Origin of the sequence: Salmonella sp. GDC200615 (assembly GCF_050574145.1) — a bacterium.
GTDB lineage: Bacteria > Pseudomonadota > Gammaproteobacteria > Enterobacterales > Enterobacteriaceae > Salmonella > Salmonella enterica.
The window spans coordinates 2,902,680-2,921,799 of sequence record NZ_CP192247.1; the positions used below are offsets into that span (position 1 = coordinate 2,902,680).

A 19,120-nucleotide genomic window follows, 5' to 3' on the forward strand; every position below is an offset into this window, starting at 1 on the left:
ATTGGGGGACGCTAGCGAACCAGCGAGGTGATATGTTCAAGCAACTTATCAGGCTGCTCACCGGACAAACGCGCATCAACCGGTAAGAACCACCAGTTATCTTCGGCAAAAGCACGGCATTTCACCGCGTCTTTTTCCGTCATTACCAGGGTCTGTCCTTCACCGACCAACGCCTGAACGTCAGCAGGGGCGAGCGTTTGATGATCCGCCAGCGGGACACACTTTTGCGGATGCGCGCCACAGGCTTCCAGCGTGGCGAAAAAGCGCGGCGGATGACCGATGCCCGCCATCGCCACAATATTGCTCAGCTGCGCTACATCGCAACGCGCTCCCGTACGTAAGTTCACCGCCAGTCCAGGCGCTAGCTGCATGGGTATTTCGCCTGCCCGGGCGACGCCGCCATTGACGATAGCGGCGTCCACGGTTTTCAGGCGACTGGCGCGTTCGCGCATAGGGCCGGCAGGAAGCCACCAGCCGTTGCCAAAACGGCGCACCCCGTCAATCACCACAATTTCAATATCTCGCGCGAGTCGGTAATGCTGCAACCCATCGTCGGTGATAATAATCTGCAGATTATGCGCCGCCAGAATCGCTTTCACCGCCGCGGCGCGTTCAGGCGCCACCGCGACAGGCGCGCCGGTCCGCTGATAAATCAATACCGGTTCATCTCCCGCTTCTGCGGTTGTCGTCTCAGGCGTCAGGAGCAGCGGATAAGCGGCAGCTTTCCCGCCGTAGCCGCGGGAAACGACCCCCACGCGCACGCCACGCTGTTGCAGCTTTTCCACCAGCCAAATGACTACGGGGGTTTTACCGTTACCGCCAGCCGTAAGATTCCCTACCACAACCACCGGTACCGGCGCTCGCCAGGCGCGTTTAAAACCAAGCTTATAGCTCAGACGAATCGCCCCGCTCACCAGGCCATACAGCCAGGAGAGCGGCAGTAGTAACCGCCATAGCGGGGATTCACCCGACCAGATACGCGCAATCATTGGCCAAATTGCATCTTATGTAGCTGGGCGTAAACGCCGTGTTGCGCCAGCAGCTCGCTATGAGTGCCGCGCTCAACGATAATACCGTCTTCGACTACAACGATCTCATCCGCCTGTTCGATGGTGGAGAGACGGTGCGCAATCACCAGAGAGGTACGGTTTTTCTGCAGCTCATCCAACGCTGCCTGAATCGCACGTTCAGATTCGGTATCCAGCGCGGACGTAGCTTCATCAAGGATCAGAATCGGGCTGTCGCGCAGTAAGGCGCGGGCGATCGCGATACGCTGGCGCTGACCGCCGGAAAGCAGTACGCCGTTTTCGCCGATGATGGTATCCAGGCCATTATCCATCTTATTGATAAAGTCCATGGCATAGGCCATGCGCGCCGCCTCTTCAATCTGCTCGCGGCTGTATTCTTCCGTCCGGGCATAAGCAATGTTATTGGCGACCGTGTCGTTAAACAGATGCACGTTTTGCGAAACCAGCGCCACCTGATTACGTAGAGAGGCCAGAGTGTATTCGCGTAGATCGTGACCATCCATCAGGATGTGCCCTTCATCAATATCGTAGAAACGGGTGATCAGACTGGCGATAGTTGATTTACCCGATCCGGAACGCCCCACCAGCGCCACGGTTTTCCCGGCAGGAATTTTCAAATTGATGTTACGCAATGCCGGCACTTCACGGCCCGGGTAAGTAAACGTCACATTGCGGAATTCGAGATCGCCGGTCGCGCGGTCAATGACACGTTTACCTTCATCTTTCTCCTGTTCGCTATCCAGAATCGCAAACAACGTTTGACAAGCCGCCATCCCACGCTGGAACTGCGCGTTAACGTTTGTCAGCGATTTTAATGGACGCATCAGCGCGATCATGGAGGAGAACACCACGGTGATGGTCCCTGCCGTCAGGCTATCCATTACGCTTGGGAAGCTCGCAGCATAGAGGACAAACGCCAGCGCCAGCGAGGCAATGAGCTGAATGATAGGATCGGAAATTGACGAGGCAGAGACCATTTTCATGCCTTGCAGTCGCATCTTATTGCTGACTTTATCAAAGCGTTTAGTTTCGACTTCCTGACCGCCAAAAATCAGTACCTCTTTGTGTCCTTTCAGCATTTGTTCAGCGCTGGTAGTCACTTGTCCCATCGTGTTCTGCATATTTTTACTGATGCTGCGGAACCGCTTTGAGACAACGCGAATCGCAATCGACACAATCGGTGCTAAAACAACCAGGATGATCGACAACTGCCAGCTGTAATAGAACATCATGATAAACAATCCGATGATCGATGCCCCTTCACGCACCACGGTAATCAGTGCGCCAGATGAAGAAGAGGCAACCTGTTCTGAATCGTAAGTAATACGCGACAGCAGCGTACCGGTAGACTGTTTATCAAAGAAGGCGACGGGCATTCCCATCATATGGCCAAACAGGCGACGGCGCATGGTCATTACCACCTTGCCTGACACCCATGAAATACAGTAGCTGGAGATATAGCTAGTGATGCCTCGTAATATCATCAGCCCAATAACCACCAGCGGCATCCACAGCAACACTGAGCGATCCGTTTTACCGAAACCATCATCCAGTAATGGCTTGAGGAGCGATAGCATGAAGGTATCGCTGGCTGCGTTGAGAATTAACGCTATGCCCGCCACGATCAGACCTGCTTTAAAAGGCGCTATGGTTGGCCACAGTCGGCGGAAGGTCTGCCACGTAGAGAGATCTTTATCGTTATGCATTCAAAAAACCAGCATTTGTTGAAATAGCCGCATATTCTACCCGTTATCCTCGGACACGCCAAACCACTGATGATACCAGCGAGGTAAAATTTGATCCCGTAAGCCTTGTATGCGCCAGCCCTGCGGAGAAAACAGCAGCGAAATTTGCCCCTGGTGGGGTGTATCAAACCACTGATACGCCTGCTGTCGGTAGCGCTGTTTTACCTTGCGGGACGGCAGCCGCCATGCGTTATAGCGCGATGCGGACGCCAGCGCCGCTTCACCATGTACGCGCTGAATAAATGGTAGCGACGACGACGTATTACTACCATGATGCGGCACCTGGATAAACGTCGCCGCAAGATGTCGCCAGTAACGACTTAGCATTTTTTGTTCAGCGCCCGCTTCAATATCGCCCGTGAGCAGGATGCTATGTACGCCGTCATCCACTTTGACCACACAGGAGCGGTTATTTCCTCGATCGGCACTTTCGCGTAACGGCCAGTGCGCCTGAAACGTTAGCCCCTGCCATTGCCACTGCTCACCGCGAAAACAGGGCAAATGTCCCTGCCAGCCTAACGGGCTGCGAATCCACATTGACGGCCAGACCTGCTGTAGCGAACGCAGCCCGCCCCGATGATCCAGATGCTCATGACTCAAAATAACGCCCTCCGGCGTCAGATTATGCCAGCGCAACCAAGGAATAATAACCTGTTGCCCGCTGTCGCCCTCCGGCCATGCCCGACCGGTATCGTAGAGTATTACTTTATCGCCCCTGACGATCGCTATCGCCAGCCCCTGACCGACATCCAGCATATGCACCTGCCATCCGCTGGCGTTTATCGGCCGCCAGAGTGGCCAGCTCATCAACAATAACCCGCATAAACAGACCGCCGGACAGGTATGCCAGACGTTTAATCGCCACGCGATAAGCGTTAGCCAGGGTAAAAGCGTCAGCCACTGCCAACGGTTATCAATATTGACCCAGCCCTGCGGTAAAGCATTCAACAGGTAAAATAGCGCGGCTAACGCGCGATCGGTCAGGTACCATACCCACTCTTCAAGAAAAAACGGCCCGGTTAAATGCAGAATCATTCCCGCCAGGATGAGCGGAACCGTCACAAATGTGACCCAGGGTACGGCAAAAAGATTCGCCAGCATTGCGGTAACGCTTATGCCATGAAAAAGCGCCACCTGGAGAGGCAAAAGCAGAAGTGTAATGCCTGCCTGTAGGTGAAGCAGGTTAAGCAACCAACGTAAGCCCCGTGGAAAATTTCCGTTTGGCGCAGGAAACCACTGATACCAGAATAACAGGCCGGCAACCGCAAATGCTGACAGCCAAAGACTTTGTGATATAACCGCCACAGGATCGGCGAAAATAATCGCGGCCAGACAGCAGCACCAGACTTGCCAGCCGCTCCACTGTCGTCCGCTTAATTTTAATCCTCCCCAGACGCTCAGCGCCGCCACCGTGCGCAGCGCAGGCGGTTGTAAGCCGGTAAGCCAGGCATAACATATCGCGCAAAGAATGCCGCCCAGCAATGGCGTCTGCCAACGAATCCATCTGACCGGCAAAAAGAATTGTCCGCCACGGATTAATCCGGCAGCCAATAACGCAGCAAAAGCGATATGCAGGCCGGAAATCGCCATCAAATGGGCAGTCCCCGTATCGCGCATAACGGCCTTCACCTCCTGCGACACCGCTCCCCGCTCCCCCATTCCCAACGCCAGAATAACCTGCTGCCACGGATAAGGCGCAAGCGTAGCGCGAAGCGAAGCAAGATAGCGCCCACGCAAGCTACACTCAGGGTTAATCGCTTTAGCCTGTAGAAAACGCCCGGTCAACGGTTGGTGCTGCGCCAGCGCGTAACGCTGGCTATCAAAACCGCCTTCGTTAAGCTGTCCGTGTACCGCTCTGACCTTCAGCGTCATCGCCCACTGCTGTCCGGCACACACTTCCGTGGGTAAGTACTGGCCATGCAGGACAATCCCTACAGCAGGAAAGAGTGGCTTTCCATGCAAATGGGTAATTCGCCCATAATGAGTGGTCATATGATCGGTGGCAGTAATGACGACTGTCGCCTCCTGCGTCGCAGCGGGCAGGACGTTTCCCGCCCAGATGGCCTGCCTGGCGGCAAATATCCCCCACATGAAAAAGAGCAAGGTTAATGCCGCGTAGCGCGCATAGTGATGGGGTATGAGGCAAAGCAAACATGCCAGACAAAACAGCACCGCGAGAATCCACGTATCAGGTAATACTGGCAATATCATGAGCGGAAGTATGCCGCATACTACGCATACGCTGACCGTCGTTATCTTCATAGACACCTCCCTGTGCGGGAAAGTGTGCAGGTTCAGGACGCCATTGTCTGGAGGGGATTTTGTGCTATACGGCGCGGATTCCAGGTTTTTTACCTGATAAATGTAAGACGCAGCAAAAAATGCGAAACGTTTTCCAGTTTTCGGTCGAATAGCGTTTGCGCCTGACGGCGTATAAATGAAAAAAGCACCCTGGACGGTGCTTTTTTCGGGTTCAAGTTTTGCGTTAAAACTTAACCGTAAATATTGGCGCGATCGCGCAGTTCTTTACCCGGTTTAAAGTGAGGAACGTATTTTCCTTCCAGTTCCACTTTATCGCCGGTCTTGGGGTTACGTCCGGTACGAGGCGCGCGGTAATGCAAAGAAAAACTGCCGAAACCGCGGATTTCAATACGCTCGCCCTGCGCAAGAGTCGAGGCCATATGCTCCAGCATCTCTTTTACCGCGTCTTCAACCGCCTTAGCGGGAATGTGAGATTGCTGGGTTGCAAGTCTTTCAATCAATTCTGACTTGGTCATAATTCCTCCGGTTCCTTAAAGGCAAATTGGCTGCAGCCGTGAGATTGATTAAGGGCGGCCGTAGCCGCCCTTAGTGCTTGATTACAGGCCGAAACCTGCAATCTGTCAAGTAATCTCGTTATACTTCGGACTAAAAGACCCGAAGTTTCAGAGGATTACTCGCCTTTAGCTGCTTTGAATGCTTCAGCCATTGCGTTGTTAGAGAAGTTTGCATCTTCCTGTTTGTTAACAGTTGCGATGGCATCTTTCTCGTCAGCTTCGTCTTTCGCACGAACAGACAGGCTGATTGCGCGGTTTTTACGATCAACGCCGGTGAATTTAGCTTCAACGTCGTCGCCAACGCTCAGAACCAGAGTCGCATCTTCAACGCGGTCACGGGATGCTTCAGAAGCACGCAGGTAACCTTCAACGCCGTCAGCCAGTTCTACGGTTGCGCCTTTCGCGTCAACTGCAGTGACTTTACCGGTTACGATAGCGCCTTTCTTGTTCAGAGCAACCCAGTTGTTGAACGGATCTTCTGCGAGCTGTTTAACGCCCAGGGAGATACGTTCACGTTCTGCGTCAACCTGCAGAACAACTGCAGCGATTTCGTCGCCTTTTTTGTATTCACGAACTGCTTCTTCGCCTGCAACGTTCCAGGAGATGTCAGACAGGTGAACCAGGCCGTCGATGCCGCCGTCCAGGCCGATGAAGATACCGAAGTCAGTGATAGACTTGATTTTACCTTCAACGCGGTCGCCCTTGTTGTGGGTTTCTGCGAACTGCTGCCACGGGTTAGATTTGCACTGCTTCAGACCCAGGGAGATACGACGACGTTCTTCGTCGATATCCAGAACCATCACTTCCACTACGTCGCCAACGTTAACCACTTTGGACGGGTGGATGTTTTTGTTGGTCCAGTCCATTTCGGAAACGTGAACCAGGCCTTCAACGCCTTCTTCGATTTCAACGAAGCAGCCGTAGTCGGTCAGGTTGGTCACGCGACCGGTCAGTTTGGTACCTTCCGGATAACGTTTAGCGATAGCAACCCACGGATCTTCGCCCAGCTGTTTCAGGCCCAGGGATACACGGGTACGCTCGCGGTCGAATTTCAGCACTTTCACGTTGATTTCGTCGCCAACGTTCACGATTTCGCTCGGATGCTTAACGCGTTTCCAGGCCATATCAGTGATGTGCAGCAGGCCGTCAACGCCGCCCAGATCAACGAATGCACCGTAGTCAGTGAGGTTCTTAACGATACCTTTAACTTCCATGCCTTCCTGCAGGTTTTCCAGCAGCTGATCGCGTTCTGCGCTGTTTTCGGATTCGATAACGGCACGACGAGAAACCACAACGTTGTTACGTTTCTGGTCCAGCTTGATTACTTTGAATTCAAGCTCTTTGCCTTCCAGGTGCAGAGTGTCACGCACCGGACGAACGTCTACCAGAGAACCTGGCAGGAACGCGCGAATACCGTTCAGCTCAACAGTGAAGCCACCCTTAACTTTGCCGTTGATAACACCGGTAACAGTTTCAGCATCTTCGTAAGCTTTTTCCAGCGTGATCCATGCTTCGTGACGTTTAGCTTTCTCACGAGAGAGCAGAGTTTCACCGAAGCCGTCTTCTACTGCATCCAGAGCAACGTCAACTTCGTCACCAACCTGGATTTCCAGTTCGCCCTGGGCGTTTTTGAACTGCTCAGCCGGAATGGCAGACTCAGATTTCAGACCGGCGTCAACCAGTACTACGTCTTTGTCGATAGCAACAACAACACCACGAACGATGGAACCCGGGCGGGTTTCGATTTCTTTTAAGGATTCTTCAAAGAGTTGAGCAAAAGATTCAGTCATGTTTAATCTTCAGGTTTCATATTTAACGTCCACCTGGCTCCGTGCCGGATGGGGTTGTTTAACATACCCGCTGTCAATCCTTTGCAACGGGGGTACTACAAATTCGGTCGCATTTAAGCGAGAGCCAATTTTTGGCGCGCATATTGTAACGCTTTTTCAATCACTTGCTCAATGCTTAATCGGGTAGAATCCAAAACTAATGCATCAGCAGCAGGAACTAACGGCGCTACAGCGCGATTACGATCGCGATCGTCGCGCTCCTTGATCTCGGCCAAAAGGCGTTCAAAGTTAACACTAAAGCCATTCTCCTGCAACTGTAGCATACGTCGATGCGCACGTTCCTCCGAGGAGGCGTCAAGGAAAATTTTTACCGGCGCATCCGGGAAGACCACGGTCCCCATATCGCGTCCATCGGCGATTAAACCAGGCGCTTCGCGGAATGCGCGTTGGCGGCGAAGAAGCGCTTCACGCACGCGTGGGAATGCTGCCACCTGGGATGCCGCGTTCGCGACTTCCTGCGTACGGATTTCGCCGCTAACGTCCTCGCCTTCCAGGATAACTTCCAGGTTGCCGTCCGTTGAGACGAAACGCACGTCCAGATGGGACGCCAGCGGCACCAGCGCATCTTCAGAGGCGAGATCGACATGGTGATGCAATGCCGCCAGCGCCAGTACGCGGTATATCGCGCCGGAATCCAGCAGATGCCATTGCAATGCTTCCGCCATTGCTTTGCACAAGGTGCCTTTACCTGCACCGCTTGGGCCATCAATGGTTATTACCGGGGCAATTGCCGTCATCTTTATCTCCTTAAACAGGCGTACCGTTAACGTAAACGCCGCGCATTATACGCGCCAACGCTCGCGACCGTTAACGTTGCGTGCAAAAACCAGTTTTGTCTGTAATCAGATGCGGAATAATTGCGCAATTATAGCGGGCCGGCGAGAAACCAGCCCGAAAGATGACAATGATTTACTTTTTATCTTCGGCAATTCTGTCGCGCATATGCTGCGCGCGATCGGCTGAAGCCGGGTGGGAGTCCATCAATGATTTTGCATGACCTGCGTCCATTGTGGCGAATTTATCGAATGCCGTGACTAAGCCCTGGGTGTTAATCCCGCGTTTTTTCAGCAGATCGTAAGAGAAGTCATCCGCATCCGACTCCTGACTGCGAGAAAACGCCGAATTGATGACGCCTTCCGCCAGATCGCCCAATTGAGACTGGGAAAGCTGCGCTGCGACGCCGCTGGTGGCGGAAATCGCATCGCGAGCCGCCAGCGTGGCATAAGCGGTCTGCATTGCCTTGCGAGAGTGCCCTAAAGAGACATGGCCCAGTTCATGGCCCAGTACGCCTTCAATTTCATTATCGGTCATCAGATCCATCAGGCCGGAGTATACGCGAACGCAACCGTTCGCCATCGCCCATGCGTTGATATCGCTGGTCATATAGACTTTATAGCTAACCGGCGTACCGTCAATGTTGTTACCCAGCGCTTTGGCGATTTTGCTCAGACGTTTGGTGTATTTGCTTTTCGAACCTGCCAGTTGATTCTCGCTGTCCATTTGTTTACAGGCATTATTAGATAATGCCTTAACATCCGCATCGGACAGTGTGGCGGCTTTGTAGGCTGACATGCCTGAACTGGCGATTAAATTGCCATTCACGCCATTTTTACATCCTGCCAGTAGCGTGGCGGAAATCGCCACCGCCAGTAGTAATGATTTATTTTTCATACTAATCTTCCGTTGATAACTATTATAAAAAACACATAAATCAATGTGTTAAATCATCAACAAATTAGCATTAGTCATAATTATAAAAATAGTGCGAATACGGACTCGGCGCGCCAGCCCGTCGACTGGCGCAACAGAAGACTTAGGCAGGCGTACTCATTCGCGCCAGTTGTTCGAAATAATCAGGGAACGTTTTTGCGGTACATTTAGGGTCCAGGATCGTAACTGGCGTATCGGACAGTGCGACCAGTGAGAAGCACATCGCCATACGGTGGTCGTTGTACGTGCCAATATCCGCGTGTTGGAGCTTCGCCGGCGGCGTGATACGAATATAGTCGTGCCCTTCTTCGACTTCAGCGCCCACTTTACGTAGCTCGGTCGCCATCGCGAGCAGGCGATCGGTTTCTTTCACTCGCCAGTTATAAATATTGCGCAACGTCGTGGTTCCTTTCGCAAACAGCGCCGTGGTGGCAATCGTCATCGCCGCATCCGGAATATGGTTCATATCCATATCTATGGCGTGCAATTCACCGCGCGTGCAGGCAATAAAATCATCGCCCCAGGTAATGGTCGCGCCCATTTTCTCCAGCACATCGGCAAAACGAATATCGCCCTGCATACTTTTGCGGCCAATTCCGGTCACTTTTACCGTGCCGCCTTTTATCGCCCCGGCGGCGAGAAAATAGGACGCTGACGAGGCATCGCCCTCGACCAGATAGCGACCTGGAGAGTGATACTGTTGACCTCCCTTCACGACAAATTGTTGGTAGTGGTGGTTCGCTATCTCCACGCCAAAGGTTTTCATTAAATTTAGCGTGATATCGATGTAAGGTTTTGATACCAGTCCGCCTTTAACGCGAATAATTGTGTCTTTAGGGGCCAGCGGCGCCGTCATCAGCAGAGCGGTCAGGAACTGGCTGGAAACGCTACCATCAACCTCAATGTCGCCGCCGATAAAACCGCCGCGCAGACGCAGGGGCGGATAATTTTCCTGCTCCAGGTAATCAATATTCGCCCCGCCCTGACGCAGCGAATCAACCAGATGGCCTATCGGACGCTCTTTCATACGCGGTTCGCCGGTTAACACTATCTCATTTTGCCCCAGACATAGCGCTGCCGCTAACGGACGCATCGCGGTTCCGGCATTACCGAGAAACAGTTCCAGAGCGCCTGGCGCACGTAATGGGCCGCCATTACCCGTGATATCACAGCGGGTGCGATCGGCAGAAAGGGTGTAATTGATCCCCAACGCGCTCAGGGCATTGAGCATATGGCGGACGTCATCGCTATCCAGCAGATTCGTCAGAACGGTTTTACCACAAGCTAAAGCCGCCAGGAGCAAAGCACGGTTTGAAACACTTTTGGAGCCAGGTAAATTAATGGCGCCATCGACCCGCACGATGGGTTGTAACGTCAGGGATTCCATGAAACTCAACTCTCAAAAAACAGAAATAAAAACCCCACAGACTGGCCGTGGGGATGAAAAAAGAAACGAATTAGCCGTGGCGACGCTCAAAATCGATCATGAAATCGGTTAGCGCTTTTACCCCTTCAATCGGCATGGCGTTATAGATAGAGGCGCGCATCCCGCCAACAACACGGTGCCCTTTTAAGGCGTGCAGACCGGCGGCGAAAGACTCTTCCAGAAAGACCTTGTCCAGCGCATTGTCCGCTAACTGGAACGGAACATTCATCCGCGAACGGTTGGCCTGTGCGACATCGTTACGGTAGAAATCGCTGTTATCAATCACACCGTACAGCAACTCCGCTTTTTGCTGATTGATTTTGTGCATCGCCGCCACGCCGCCCTGCGCTTTCAACCATTTGAACACCAGACCGGAAAGATACCAGGCGAAAGTCGGCGGCGTATTAAACATCGAGTCGTTATCATTCAGGACGGTGTAGTCGAGGATGGACGGGCAGCTCTCATGCGCCTTGCCTAACAGATCCTCCCGGACGATAACCAGCGTCAGTCCTGCCGGACCGATATTCTTCTGCGCGCCAGCATAAATTACGCCATAGCGAGAGACGTCCAGCGGCGCAGACAGGATGGTAGAAGAAAAATCCGCCGTGACGACCACTTCCGGGCCAAAATCCGGCGTTTCATCGATGGCGATGCCGTCAATGGTCTCATTCGGGCAATAGTGTAAATAAGCGGCGTTATCGGAAAGCTGCCACTCGCGCATCGGTTTTACGGCACGTTTGCCGTCAACGGTGATTTTGGCGTCGATAATCTGCGGCGCACAGTATTTTTTGGCTTCTTTGATGGCGCTCGCCGCCCAGTAACCAGCATCGACATAATCCGCCGTGGTTTTATCGCCCAGCAGATTGAGCGGCACGCCAGCAAACTGCCCGCGACCGCCGCCGTGACAAAATAAAACTTTATAGTTGGAGGGGATATTAAGGAGATCGCGAAAATCCTGCTCCGCCTCTTCAGCGACCTGGATAAACTCTTTGCCTCGATGGCTAATTTCCATTACCGACGTACCAAGACCGTGCCAGTCACGCAGTTCCTGTTGCGCCAGTTTAAGTACTTCCGCCGGTAGCATCGCCGGACCTGAACTAAAATTAAAGACCTGAGCCATTTCCCCTCACCACGCTGCATTGTTTCCTGCCTGACAGACATCAGGCAAACGTTATTCATGTGAATATCGGTTTTATCATTCAGTGACACGCGCCGCAATGGGTAAAACAATGCGAGGAGAAAATGCGGCATGCGTCACACAACAGAATCTTCCGGTTTAACCGTATAAATCCGATATTTTCGCTGTTAAACAACGCGTTTAGCCCGGCTTGCCTTCGTCCATTCTGGATTTGCGCAGCGCGGACATAATTGCTTTTCCCCGATATTCATGCGTATCACTTCACTGCAACGTACGCAGGCATAGTCGCCAGCCTCCGGCGCCACGATAAAGCGTGGCGTACAGTGCTCAGGAAGAATGCTTAACCCCGGCTTAACGTCTTTATTTTCAAAGAAATAGACGCTGATTTGTCCGTTTGTCTCCAGGATGGCCAGTCTGACCTGCCCCAGTTGCTCAACGCCATTCAAGCGAAGCTCCATAAAAAACTCAAACTCCGTCATGTTCGAGCGCTGCAGTTTTTCCCACGCCAGTTCGCCGTCTTCAACAATGACCACCGACTTGCCTTCCAGCAGATCTTCCAACTTTTCACTATGCGCCATCAGCCACATGACCAGGCGATAGAGCAGCGCCAGGGTGATGAATACCACCAGAACAGGGAGCATCGGAACGTCATCATAAAACGCGACGTCGCCTGCCGCCGATCCCAATGTCAAAATGATCAGCACTTCAAAAAGCGACATTTGCCGTACGCCGCGTCGTCCTGTCACCTTTAAGAAAAGAAACACCAGAACAAAGGTGTAAAAGCTACGCAGCGCCACTTCCCCCAAAAACGCTACCGGCACGTTATCCAGCGCCATTCGTTGCAAATCAAATGCTTTCATTTTTTATGCTCTTCCTGTGAATGCCAGTGTAAAAGCATAGCCAATACTTTTATTTCCGCCGATGTCCCGGCGAGATAGCGCCCGTCACATAAAACCCGTATCATTGCGCGCTTTCCGTACGACAAAAGTGATTTTCATGACGCAAACATTTATTCCCGGCAAAGACGCCGCGCTGGAAGACTCCATCGCCCGCTTCCAGCAAAAGTTACTCGACCTCGGCTTTCACATCGAAGAGGCCTCCTGGCTGAACCCGGTGCCAAACGTCTGGTCAGTGCATATTCGCGATAAAGAGTGCGCGTTATGCTTTACCAACGGAAAAGGCGCGACCAAAAAAGCGGCGCTGGCCTCGGCGCTGGGCGAATACTTCGAGCGTCTGTCAACCAACTACTTCTTTGCTGATTTCTGGCTTGGCGAAACGGTCGCCAATGGGCCATTCGTGCATTACCCGAACGAAAAGTGGTTCCCGCTGACTGAAAATGACGACGTACCGGAAGGCTTGCTTGATGCCCGTCTGCGCGCGTTTTACGATCCGGAAAATGAACTCACCGGAAGCCAGTTAATTGATCTTCAGTCCGGCAATGAAGCTCGCGGCGTCTGCGGCCTGCCATTTACCCGTCAGTCCGATAACCAGACCGTGTATATTCCGATGAATATCATCGGCAACCTGTACGTCTCTAACGGAATGTCCGCCGGCAATACGCGTAATGAAGCCCGCGTTCAGGGACTGTCGGAAGTCTTCGAGCGTTATGTGAAAAATCGCATCATTGCGGAAAGTATCAGTCTGCCGGAGATTCCCGCAGAGGTGATGGCGCGTTATCCGGCGGTAATGGAGTCAATCGCCACGCTGGAAGCCGAGGGTTTCCCGATTTTCGCCTATGACGGCTCGCTGGGCGGTAAGTATCCGGTTATCTGCGTCGTGCTGTTCAACCCGGCTAACGGTACCTGCTTTGCTTCTTTTGGCGCCCATCCTGACTTTGGCGTTGCGCTGGAGCGTACAGTGACCGAGCTACTCCAGGGACGCGGTCTGAAAGATCTTGATGTCTTCACGCCACCAACGTTCGATGATGAAGAAGTCGCGGAGCACACTAATCTGGAGACCCACTTCATCGACTCCAGCGGCCTGATTTCCTGGGATCTGTTCAAACAGGACGCCGATTATCCGTTCACGGACTGGAGTTTTTCCGGCACTACCGAAGAAGAATTCGCCACGCTGATGGCCATCTTTGCTGCTGAAGATAAAGAAGTTTACATTGCCGATTACGAGCATCTCGGCGTATACGCATGTCGTATTATCGTACCGGGAATGTCTGATATTTATCCTGCCGAAGATCTGTGGCTGGCCAACAACAATATGGGTAGCCATCTTCGTGAGACTCTGCTTTCGCTGCCCGGTAGCGCCTGGAATAAAGAAGATTATCTCAATCTGATTGAACAATTGGATGAAGAAGGTTTTGACGATTTCACCCGCGTGCGTGAACTGTTGGGTCTGGCGACCGGAGCGGACAATGGTTGGTATACACTGCGCGTCGGCGAATTAAAAGCAATGTTAGCGTTAGCGGGCGGCGATTTGGAGCAGGCGCTAATCTGGACAGAATGGACGATGGAGTTCAATTCGTCGGTCTTTAGTCCGACACGCGCAAACTATTACCGTTGCCTGCAAACTCTGCTGCTCCTGTCGCAAGAAGATGCGCGTCAGCCACTGCAATATCTCAATGCTTTTATAAAAATGTATGGCGCAGAGGCTGTAGAGGCCGCCAGCGCCGCGCTTAGCGGTGAAGCGGCTTTTTATGGACTACCGGCTGTCGACCACGATCTACAAGCGTTCCCGGCGCATCAGTCCTTGTTAAAAGCGTATGATAAATTACAGCGCGCGAAAGCGGCATACTGGTCAAAATAAGGCCATATGAGTGACTTAGGGTAGGTTTACCCTCTCGGCTGCGTTATATTACGGGGCGCCTTTGCGGCCCCGTTTTATTTATTTTCGCTAAACGGCGAAAAATGTAATAACAAGGTTAAATATTGGTTGTTGATATTAAATTAATTGACATAGTGATGTTACTTTATTTGTTGATTACTCCATATTAATTAACCGTGCAGCAGGAGGAGTCAGGAAAAAATTCAACTCTATTTATAATTTTTAAAATTTATTTTTATTAGGATAATCAAAAAGTTACACCGTAATTGCATAAAAGCCATGCGACTTACGGGCCTATAAGCCAGGCGAGATATGATCTATATCAAATTCTCATCTATAATGCTTTGTTAGTATCTCGTCGCCGACTTAATAAAGAGAGAGTTAGTGTGAAAGCTGACAACCCTTTTGACCTTTTACTCCCTGCAGCAATGGCCAAAGTGGCTGAAGAAGCAGGCGTCTATAAAGCAACGAAACATCCGCTTAAGACTTTCTATCTGGCGATTACCGCCGGCGTATTCATTTCAATTGCCTTTGTTTTTTATATTACTGTGACAACCGGTACTGGCGCGATGCCTTATGGCATGGCGAAACTTATCGGGGGTATCTGTTTCTCTTTGGGACTGATTCTCTGTGTTATTTGCGGCGCTGATCTCTTCACCTCTACTGTTCTGATCGTTGTAGCTAAAGCTAGCGGTCGCATCACCTGGGGGCAACTGGCTAAAAACTGGCTAAACGTCTATTTTGGTAACCTGATTGGCGCTCTGCTTTTCGTGTTACTGATGTGGCTTTCCGGCGAGTATATGACTGCCAACGGTCAATGGGGACTTAACGTCCTGCAAACCGCCGACCACAAAATGCACCACACTTTTATTGAAGCTGTCTGCCTCGGTATTCTGGCGAACCTGATGGTTTGTCTGGCCGTGTGGATGAGCTACTCAGGTCGTAGCCTGATGGACAAAGCGTTCATCATGGTACTGCCCGTCGCCATGTTTGTCGCCAGCGGTTTTGAGCACAGTATCGCAAACATGTTTATGATTCCTATGGGTATTGTAATACGCGATTTTGCTACACCGGAGTTTTGGACCGCGGTTGGTTCGTCTCCGGAAAGTTTTTCTCACCTGACCGTGATGAGCTTCATCACTGATAACCTGATTCCGGTCACGATCGGTAATATTATCGGCGGCGGTTTGTTGGTCGGGTTGACATACTGGGTCATTTACCTGCGTGGTAACGAGCATCATTAATCTGTTGATGCCCATTACATGCAGTAAATAAAAAATCCACTTAAGAAGGTAGGTGTTACATGTCCGAGCTTAATGAAAAGTTAGCCACAGCCTGGGAAGGTTTTACCAAAGGTGACTGGCAGAATGAAGTAAACGTCCGTGACTTCATTCAGAAAAACTACACTCCGTATGAGGGTGACGAGTCCTTCCTGGCTGGCGCTACTGACGCGACCACCAAGCTGTGGGACAGCGTAATGGAAGGCGTTAAACAGGAAAACCGCACTCACGCGCCTGTTGACTTTGACACCTCCGTTGCTTCCACCATCACTTCTCACGACGCTGGCTACATCAACAAAGCGCTTGAGAAAATTGTTGGTCTGCAGACTGAAGCTCCGCTGAAGCGTGCGATTATCCCGTTCGGCGGCATCAAAATGGTTGAAGGTTCCTGCAAAGCGTACAATCGCGAGCTGGACCCAATGATCAAAAAAATCTTCACCGAATACCGTAAGACTCACAACCAGGGCGTGTTCGACGTTTATACTCCGGACATCCTGCGTTGCCGTAAATCCGGCGTTCTGACCGGTCTGCCGGATGCGTATGGCCGTGGCCGTATCATCGGTGACTACCGTCGCGTAGCGCTGTACGGTATCGACTACCTGATGAAAGACAAATTCGCACAGTTTACGTCTCTGCAATCCGATCTGGAAAACGGCGTAAATCTGGAAGCGACTATCCGTCTGCGTGAAGAAATCGCTGAACAGCACCGCGCTCTGGGTCAGATCAAAGAAATGGCAGCTAAATACGGCTGCGATATCTCTGGTCCGGCGACTAACGCTCAGGAAGCAATCCAGTGGACTTACTTCGGTTACCTGGCTGCGGTTAAATCTCAGAACGGCGCAGCAATGTCCTTCGGTCGTGTATCCACCTTCCTGGATGCGTACATCGAACGTGACCTGAAAGCAGGCAAAATCACCGAGCAAGACGCACAGGAAATGATTGACCACCTGGTCATGAAACTGCGTATGGTTCGCTTCCTGCGTACTCCTGAATATGATGAACTGTTCTCCGGCGACCCGATTTGGGCAACCGAATCTATCGGCGGTATGGGCGTTGATGGCCGTACTCTGGTCACCAAAAACAGCTTCCGTTTCCTGAACACCCTGTACACCATGGGGCCGTCTCCGGAGCCGAACATCACCGTTCTGTGGTCTGAAAAACTGCCGCTGAACTTCAAGAAATTCGCCGCTAAAGTCTCCATCGACACCTCTTCTCTGCAGTACGAGAACGATGACCTGATGCGTCCGGACTTCAACAACGATGACTACGCTATCGCATGCTGCGTAAGCCCGATGATCGTTGGTAAACAAATGCAGTTCTTCGGCGCGCGTGCAAACCTGGCGAAAACCATGCTGTACGCTATCAACGGCGGCGTTGATGAAAAACTGAAAATGCAGGTTGGTCCGAAATCCGAACCGATCAAAGGCGATGTTCTGAACTTCGACGAAGTGATGGATCGCATGGATCACTTCATGGACTGGCTGGCTAAACAGTATGTCACCGCGCTGAACGTTATCCACTACATGCACGACAAGTACAGCTACGAAGCCTCTCTGATGGCGCTGCACGACCGTGACGTTATCCGCACCATGGCGTGTGGTATCGCAGGTCTGTCCGTTGCTGCTGACTCCCTGTCTGCCATCAAATATGCGAAAGTTAAACCGATTCGTGACGAAGATGGTCTGGCTATCGACTTCGAAATCGAAGGCGAATACCCGCAGTTTGGTAACAACGACGCTCGTGTAGATGACATGGCGGTTGACCTGGTAGAACGTTTCATGAAGAAAATTCAGAAACTGACCACCTACCGTGGCGCTATCCCGACGCAGTCTGTTCTGACCATCACTTCTAACGTTGTGTATGGTAAGAAAACCGGTAACACCCCGGATGGTCGTCGCGCTGGCGCGCCGTTCGGACCAGGTGCTAACCCGATGCACGGTCGTGACCAGAAAGGCGCTGTCGCTTCTCTGACCTCCGTTGCTAAACTGCCGTTTGCTTACGCGAAAGATGGTATTTCTTATACCTTCTCTATCGTTCCGAACGCACTGGGTAAAGACGACGAAGTTCGTAAGACTAACCTGGCAGGTCTGATGGATGGTTACTTCCACCACGAAGCGTCCATCGAAGGCGGTCAGCACCTGAACGTCAACGTCATGAACCGTGAAATGCTGCTGGACGCGATGGAACATCCGGAAAAATATCCGCAGCTGACCATCCGTGTATCTGGTTACGCAGTACGTTTTAACTCCCTGACGAAAGAACAGCAGCAGGACGTTATTACTCGTACCTTCACGCAGACCATGTAATGGGTTTGACTGAAATTACGCCATAAAAAGCGTACAAAAAAGGCTTCATATCAGTGGGGCCTTTTTAATGACTTTTTATATAAGCATATTGCGACAACTCGACTTTTCACTTATAAATAAAGTGTTATTATGTGATCTATATATTCTTCTTAGAATAGCATCAATTTCTCTTTTATTATTTTGATAATCATCATAATCCTTATTTAATACATCAGAAAACAGCATGGTGTTAGTTTCTATTAAATCAGATGACAATGACGGTTTATATGCTTGTAGCAGATAGCTAAGTGTTGGATGAACCATATCAAACAGGACTTCCCCCTCTAATTCCCAGTAACCTATTTTAAAAAATTGGGTAGTAATATTAAAAGACCCCATTTGAAGACAGCGTAGTTTATTCTTCTCCTCTTCAGTAAGAGTACCATTCCATTCAACACATTCCATTTTTCGATCTTCTCCAGATCGCATAAGCTTATAAACTTCATCCTTAACGTCATCATCCTCATTAACTGCATCTTTAAGTTTATTAGCAAATCCTTCTAATAATTCTGGATAGCGGGCAATTTTTTCTCCATACTTAATACATACTTTAAAAAACAACTCTTCTTCATCTTCTTCCATCACTTTAAAAATACAGTTTTCTGAAACATTGAGGAGACGATGCAAATTACATTTATCAATAACCTTGCCATCAATCTCAAATAAAACTTGTGTCTGATTCATATCAAAACGCATAACAAAGCGGTCTTGTTGAGATGGATTAGCATATTGTTTTAATTGTGTAAAGGCATGTATCTTCTCCATGCCGGTTATATCAACATTAAGTTCAGCTTGATTTTCACGTTTACATCCATGGATGAGTGTATATAATACCTCCAGCACCTCTTGTTTTTTGTGTGTTCTGAAGCAGTCCTTAAATCTATCCCATACCCCCATGTATAGCGCTTCTTCTTTATCAGGACTCATCAAACGGGCTAGCCGTGAATTATTAATTTCATAGTTATGACGATTACCAAAACTTAACGTAACTGGCATAATAACTCCCT

General features: G+C 51.0%; 14 protein-coding genes. 3 read left to right on the top strand and 11 right to left on the bottom strand.

What is annotated here, in order from left to right:
- Positions 1-11 precede the first annotated feature (11 nt).
- The 10 genes from lpxK to ACQ29O_RS14125 form a co-directional block, all read right to left on the bottom strand.
- Complete coding sequence (lpxK, locus tag ACQ29O_RS14080; RefSeq protein WP_000561676.1) at positions 12-989, bottom strand: tetraacyldisaccharide 4'-kinase; 978 nt, start codon at positions 987-989, stop codon at positions 12-14.
- Complete coding sequence (gene msbA, locus ACQ29O_RS14085) at positions 986-2,734, bottom strand: lipid A ABC transporter ATP-binding protein/permease MsbA (RefSeq protein WP_000551246.1); 1,749 nt, start codon at positions 2,732-2,734, stop codon at positions 986-988. The genes lpxK and msbA overlap by 4 nt, the downstream gene beginning before the upstream one ends.
- A 36-nt stretch (positions 2,735-2,770) precedes the next feature.
- A complete protein-coding gene (locus ACQ29O_RS14090) occupies positions 2,771-5,035 on the bottom strand; it encodes a ComEC family protein (RefSeq protein ID WP_000705773.1) in 2,265 nt (754 codons plus the stop codon).
- A gap of 230 nt (positions 5,036-5,265) precedes the next feature.
- The gene (ihfB, locus tag ACQ29O_RS14095) at positions 5,266-5,550 is read right to left on the bottom strand and encodes an integration host factor subunit beta (RefSeq protein WP_000167332.1); all 285 of its coding nucleotides are present in this window, start codon (positions 5,548-5,550) and stop codon (positions 5,266-5,268) included.
- A gap of 155 nt (positions 5,551-5,705) precedes the next feature.
- Positions 5,706-7,379 (bottom strand): 30S ribosomal protein S1, encoded by a 1,674-nt coding sequence (rpsA, locus tag ACQ29O_RS14100; RefSeq protein ID WP_000140324.1) that lies wholly within the window; start codon positions 7,377-7,379, stop codon positions 5,706-5,708.
- 113 nt (positions 7,380-7,492) lie between these two features.
- Positions 7,493-8,176 (bottom strand): (d)CMP kinase, encoded by a 684-nt coding sequence (cmk, locus tag ACQ29O_RS14105; RefSeq protein ID WP_000125007.1) that lies wholly within the window; start codon positions 8,174-8,176, stop codon positions 7,493-7,495.
- 172 nt (positions 8,177-8,348) lie between these two features.
- Complete coding sequence (locus ACQ29O_RS14110; protein ID WP_000792301.1) at positions 8,349-9,110, bottom strand: M48 family metallopeptidase; 762 nt, start codon at positions 9,108-9,110, stop codon at positions 8,349-8,351.
- 142 nt (positions 9,111-9,252) lie between these two features.
- A complete protein-coding gene (gene aroA, locus ACQ29O_RS14115) occupies positions 9,253-10,536 on the bottom strand; it encodes a 3-phosphoshikimate 1-carboxyvinyltransferase (RefSeq protein WP_020937049.1) in 1,284 nt (427 codons plus the stop codon).
- A gap of 70 nt (positions 10,537-10,606) precedes the next feature.
- Positions 10,607-11,695 carry a 3-phosphoserine/phosphohydroxythreonine transaminase gene (gene serC, locus ACQ29O_RS14120; RefSeq protein WP_000079590.1) on the bottom strand — a complete coding sequence of 363 codons (1,089 nt, stop codon included), beginning with the start codon at positions 11,693-11,695 and terminating at the stop codon, positions 10,607-10,609.
- 185 nt (positions 11,696-11,880) lie between these two features.
- The gene (locus tag ACQ29O_RS14125; RefSeq protein ID WP_000642867.1) at positions 11,881-12,573 is read right to left on the bottom strand and encodes a DUF421 domain-containing protein; all 693 of its coding nucleotides are present in this window, start codon (positions 12,571-12,573) and stop codon (positions 11,881-11,883) included.
- A gap of 136 nt (positions 12,574-12,709) precedes the next feature.
- On the opposite strand from ACQ29O_RS14125, the gene ycaO reads away from it, so the two are divergent.
- From ycaO to pflB, 3 genes are all read left to right on the top strand, one after another.
- The gene (gene ycaO / locus ACQ29O_RS14130; RefSeq protein ID WP_000194823.1) at positions 12,710-14,470 is read left to right on the top strand and encodes a 30S ribosomal protein S12 methylthiotransferase accessory factor YcaO; all 1,761 of its coding nucleotides are present in this window, start codon (positions 12,710-12,712) and stop codon (positions 14,468-14,470) included.
- A gap of 404 nt (positions 14,471-14,874) precedes the next feature.
- Positions 14,875-15,732 (top strand): formate transporter FocA, encoded by an 858-nt coding sequence (focA, locus tag ACQ29O_RS14135; RefSeq protein ID WP_000642554.1) that lies wholly within the window; start codon positions 14,875-14,877, stop codon positions 15,730-15,732.
- A 59-nt stretch (positions 15,733-15,791) separates the two neighbouring features.
- Complete coding sequence (gene pflB / locus ACQ29O_RS14140; RefSeq protein WP_001292799.1) at positions 15,792-18,074, top strand: formate C-acetyltransferase; 2,283 nt, start codon at positions 15,792-15,794, stop codon at positions 18,072-18,074.
- A gap of 75 nt (positions 18,075-18,149) precedes the next feature.
- On the opposite strand, the gene sopD2 is transcribed toward pflB, so the two are convergent.
- Positions 18,150-19,109 (bottom strand): SPI-2 type III secretion system effector SopD2, encoded by a 960-nt coding sequence (gene sopD2 / locus ACQ29O_RS14145; RefSeq protein WP_001145568.1) that lies wholly within the window; start codon positions 19,107-19,109, stop codon positions 18,150-18,152.
- Positions 19,110-19,120: the final 11 nt, after the last annotated feature.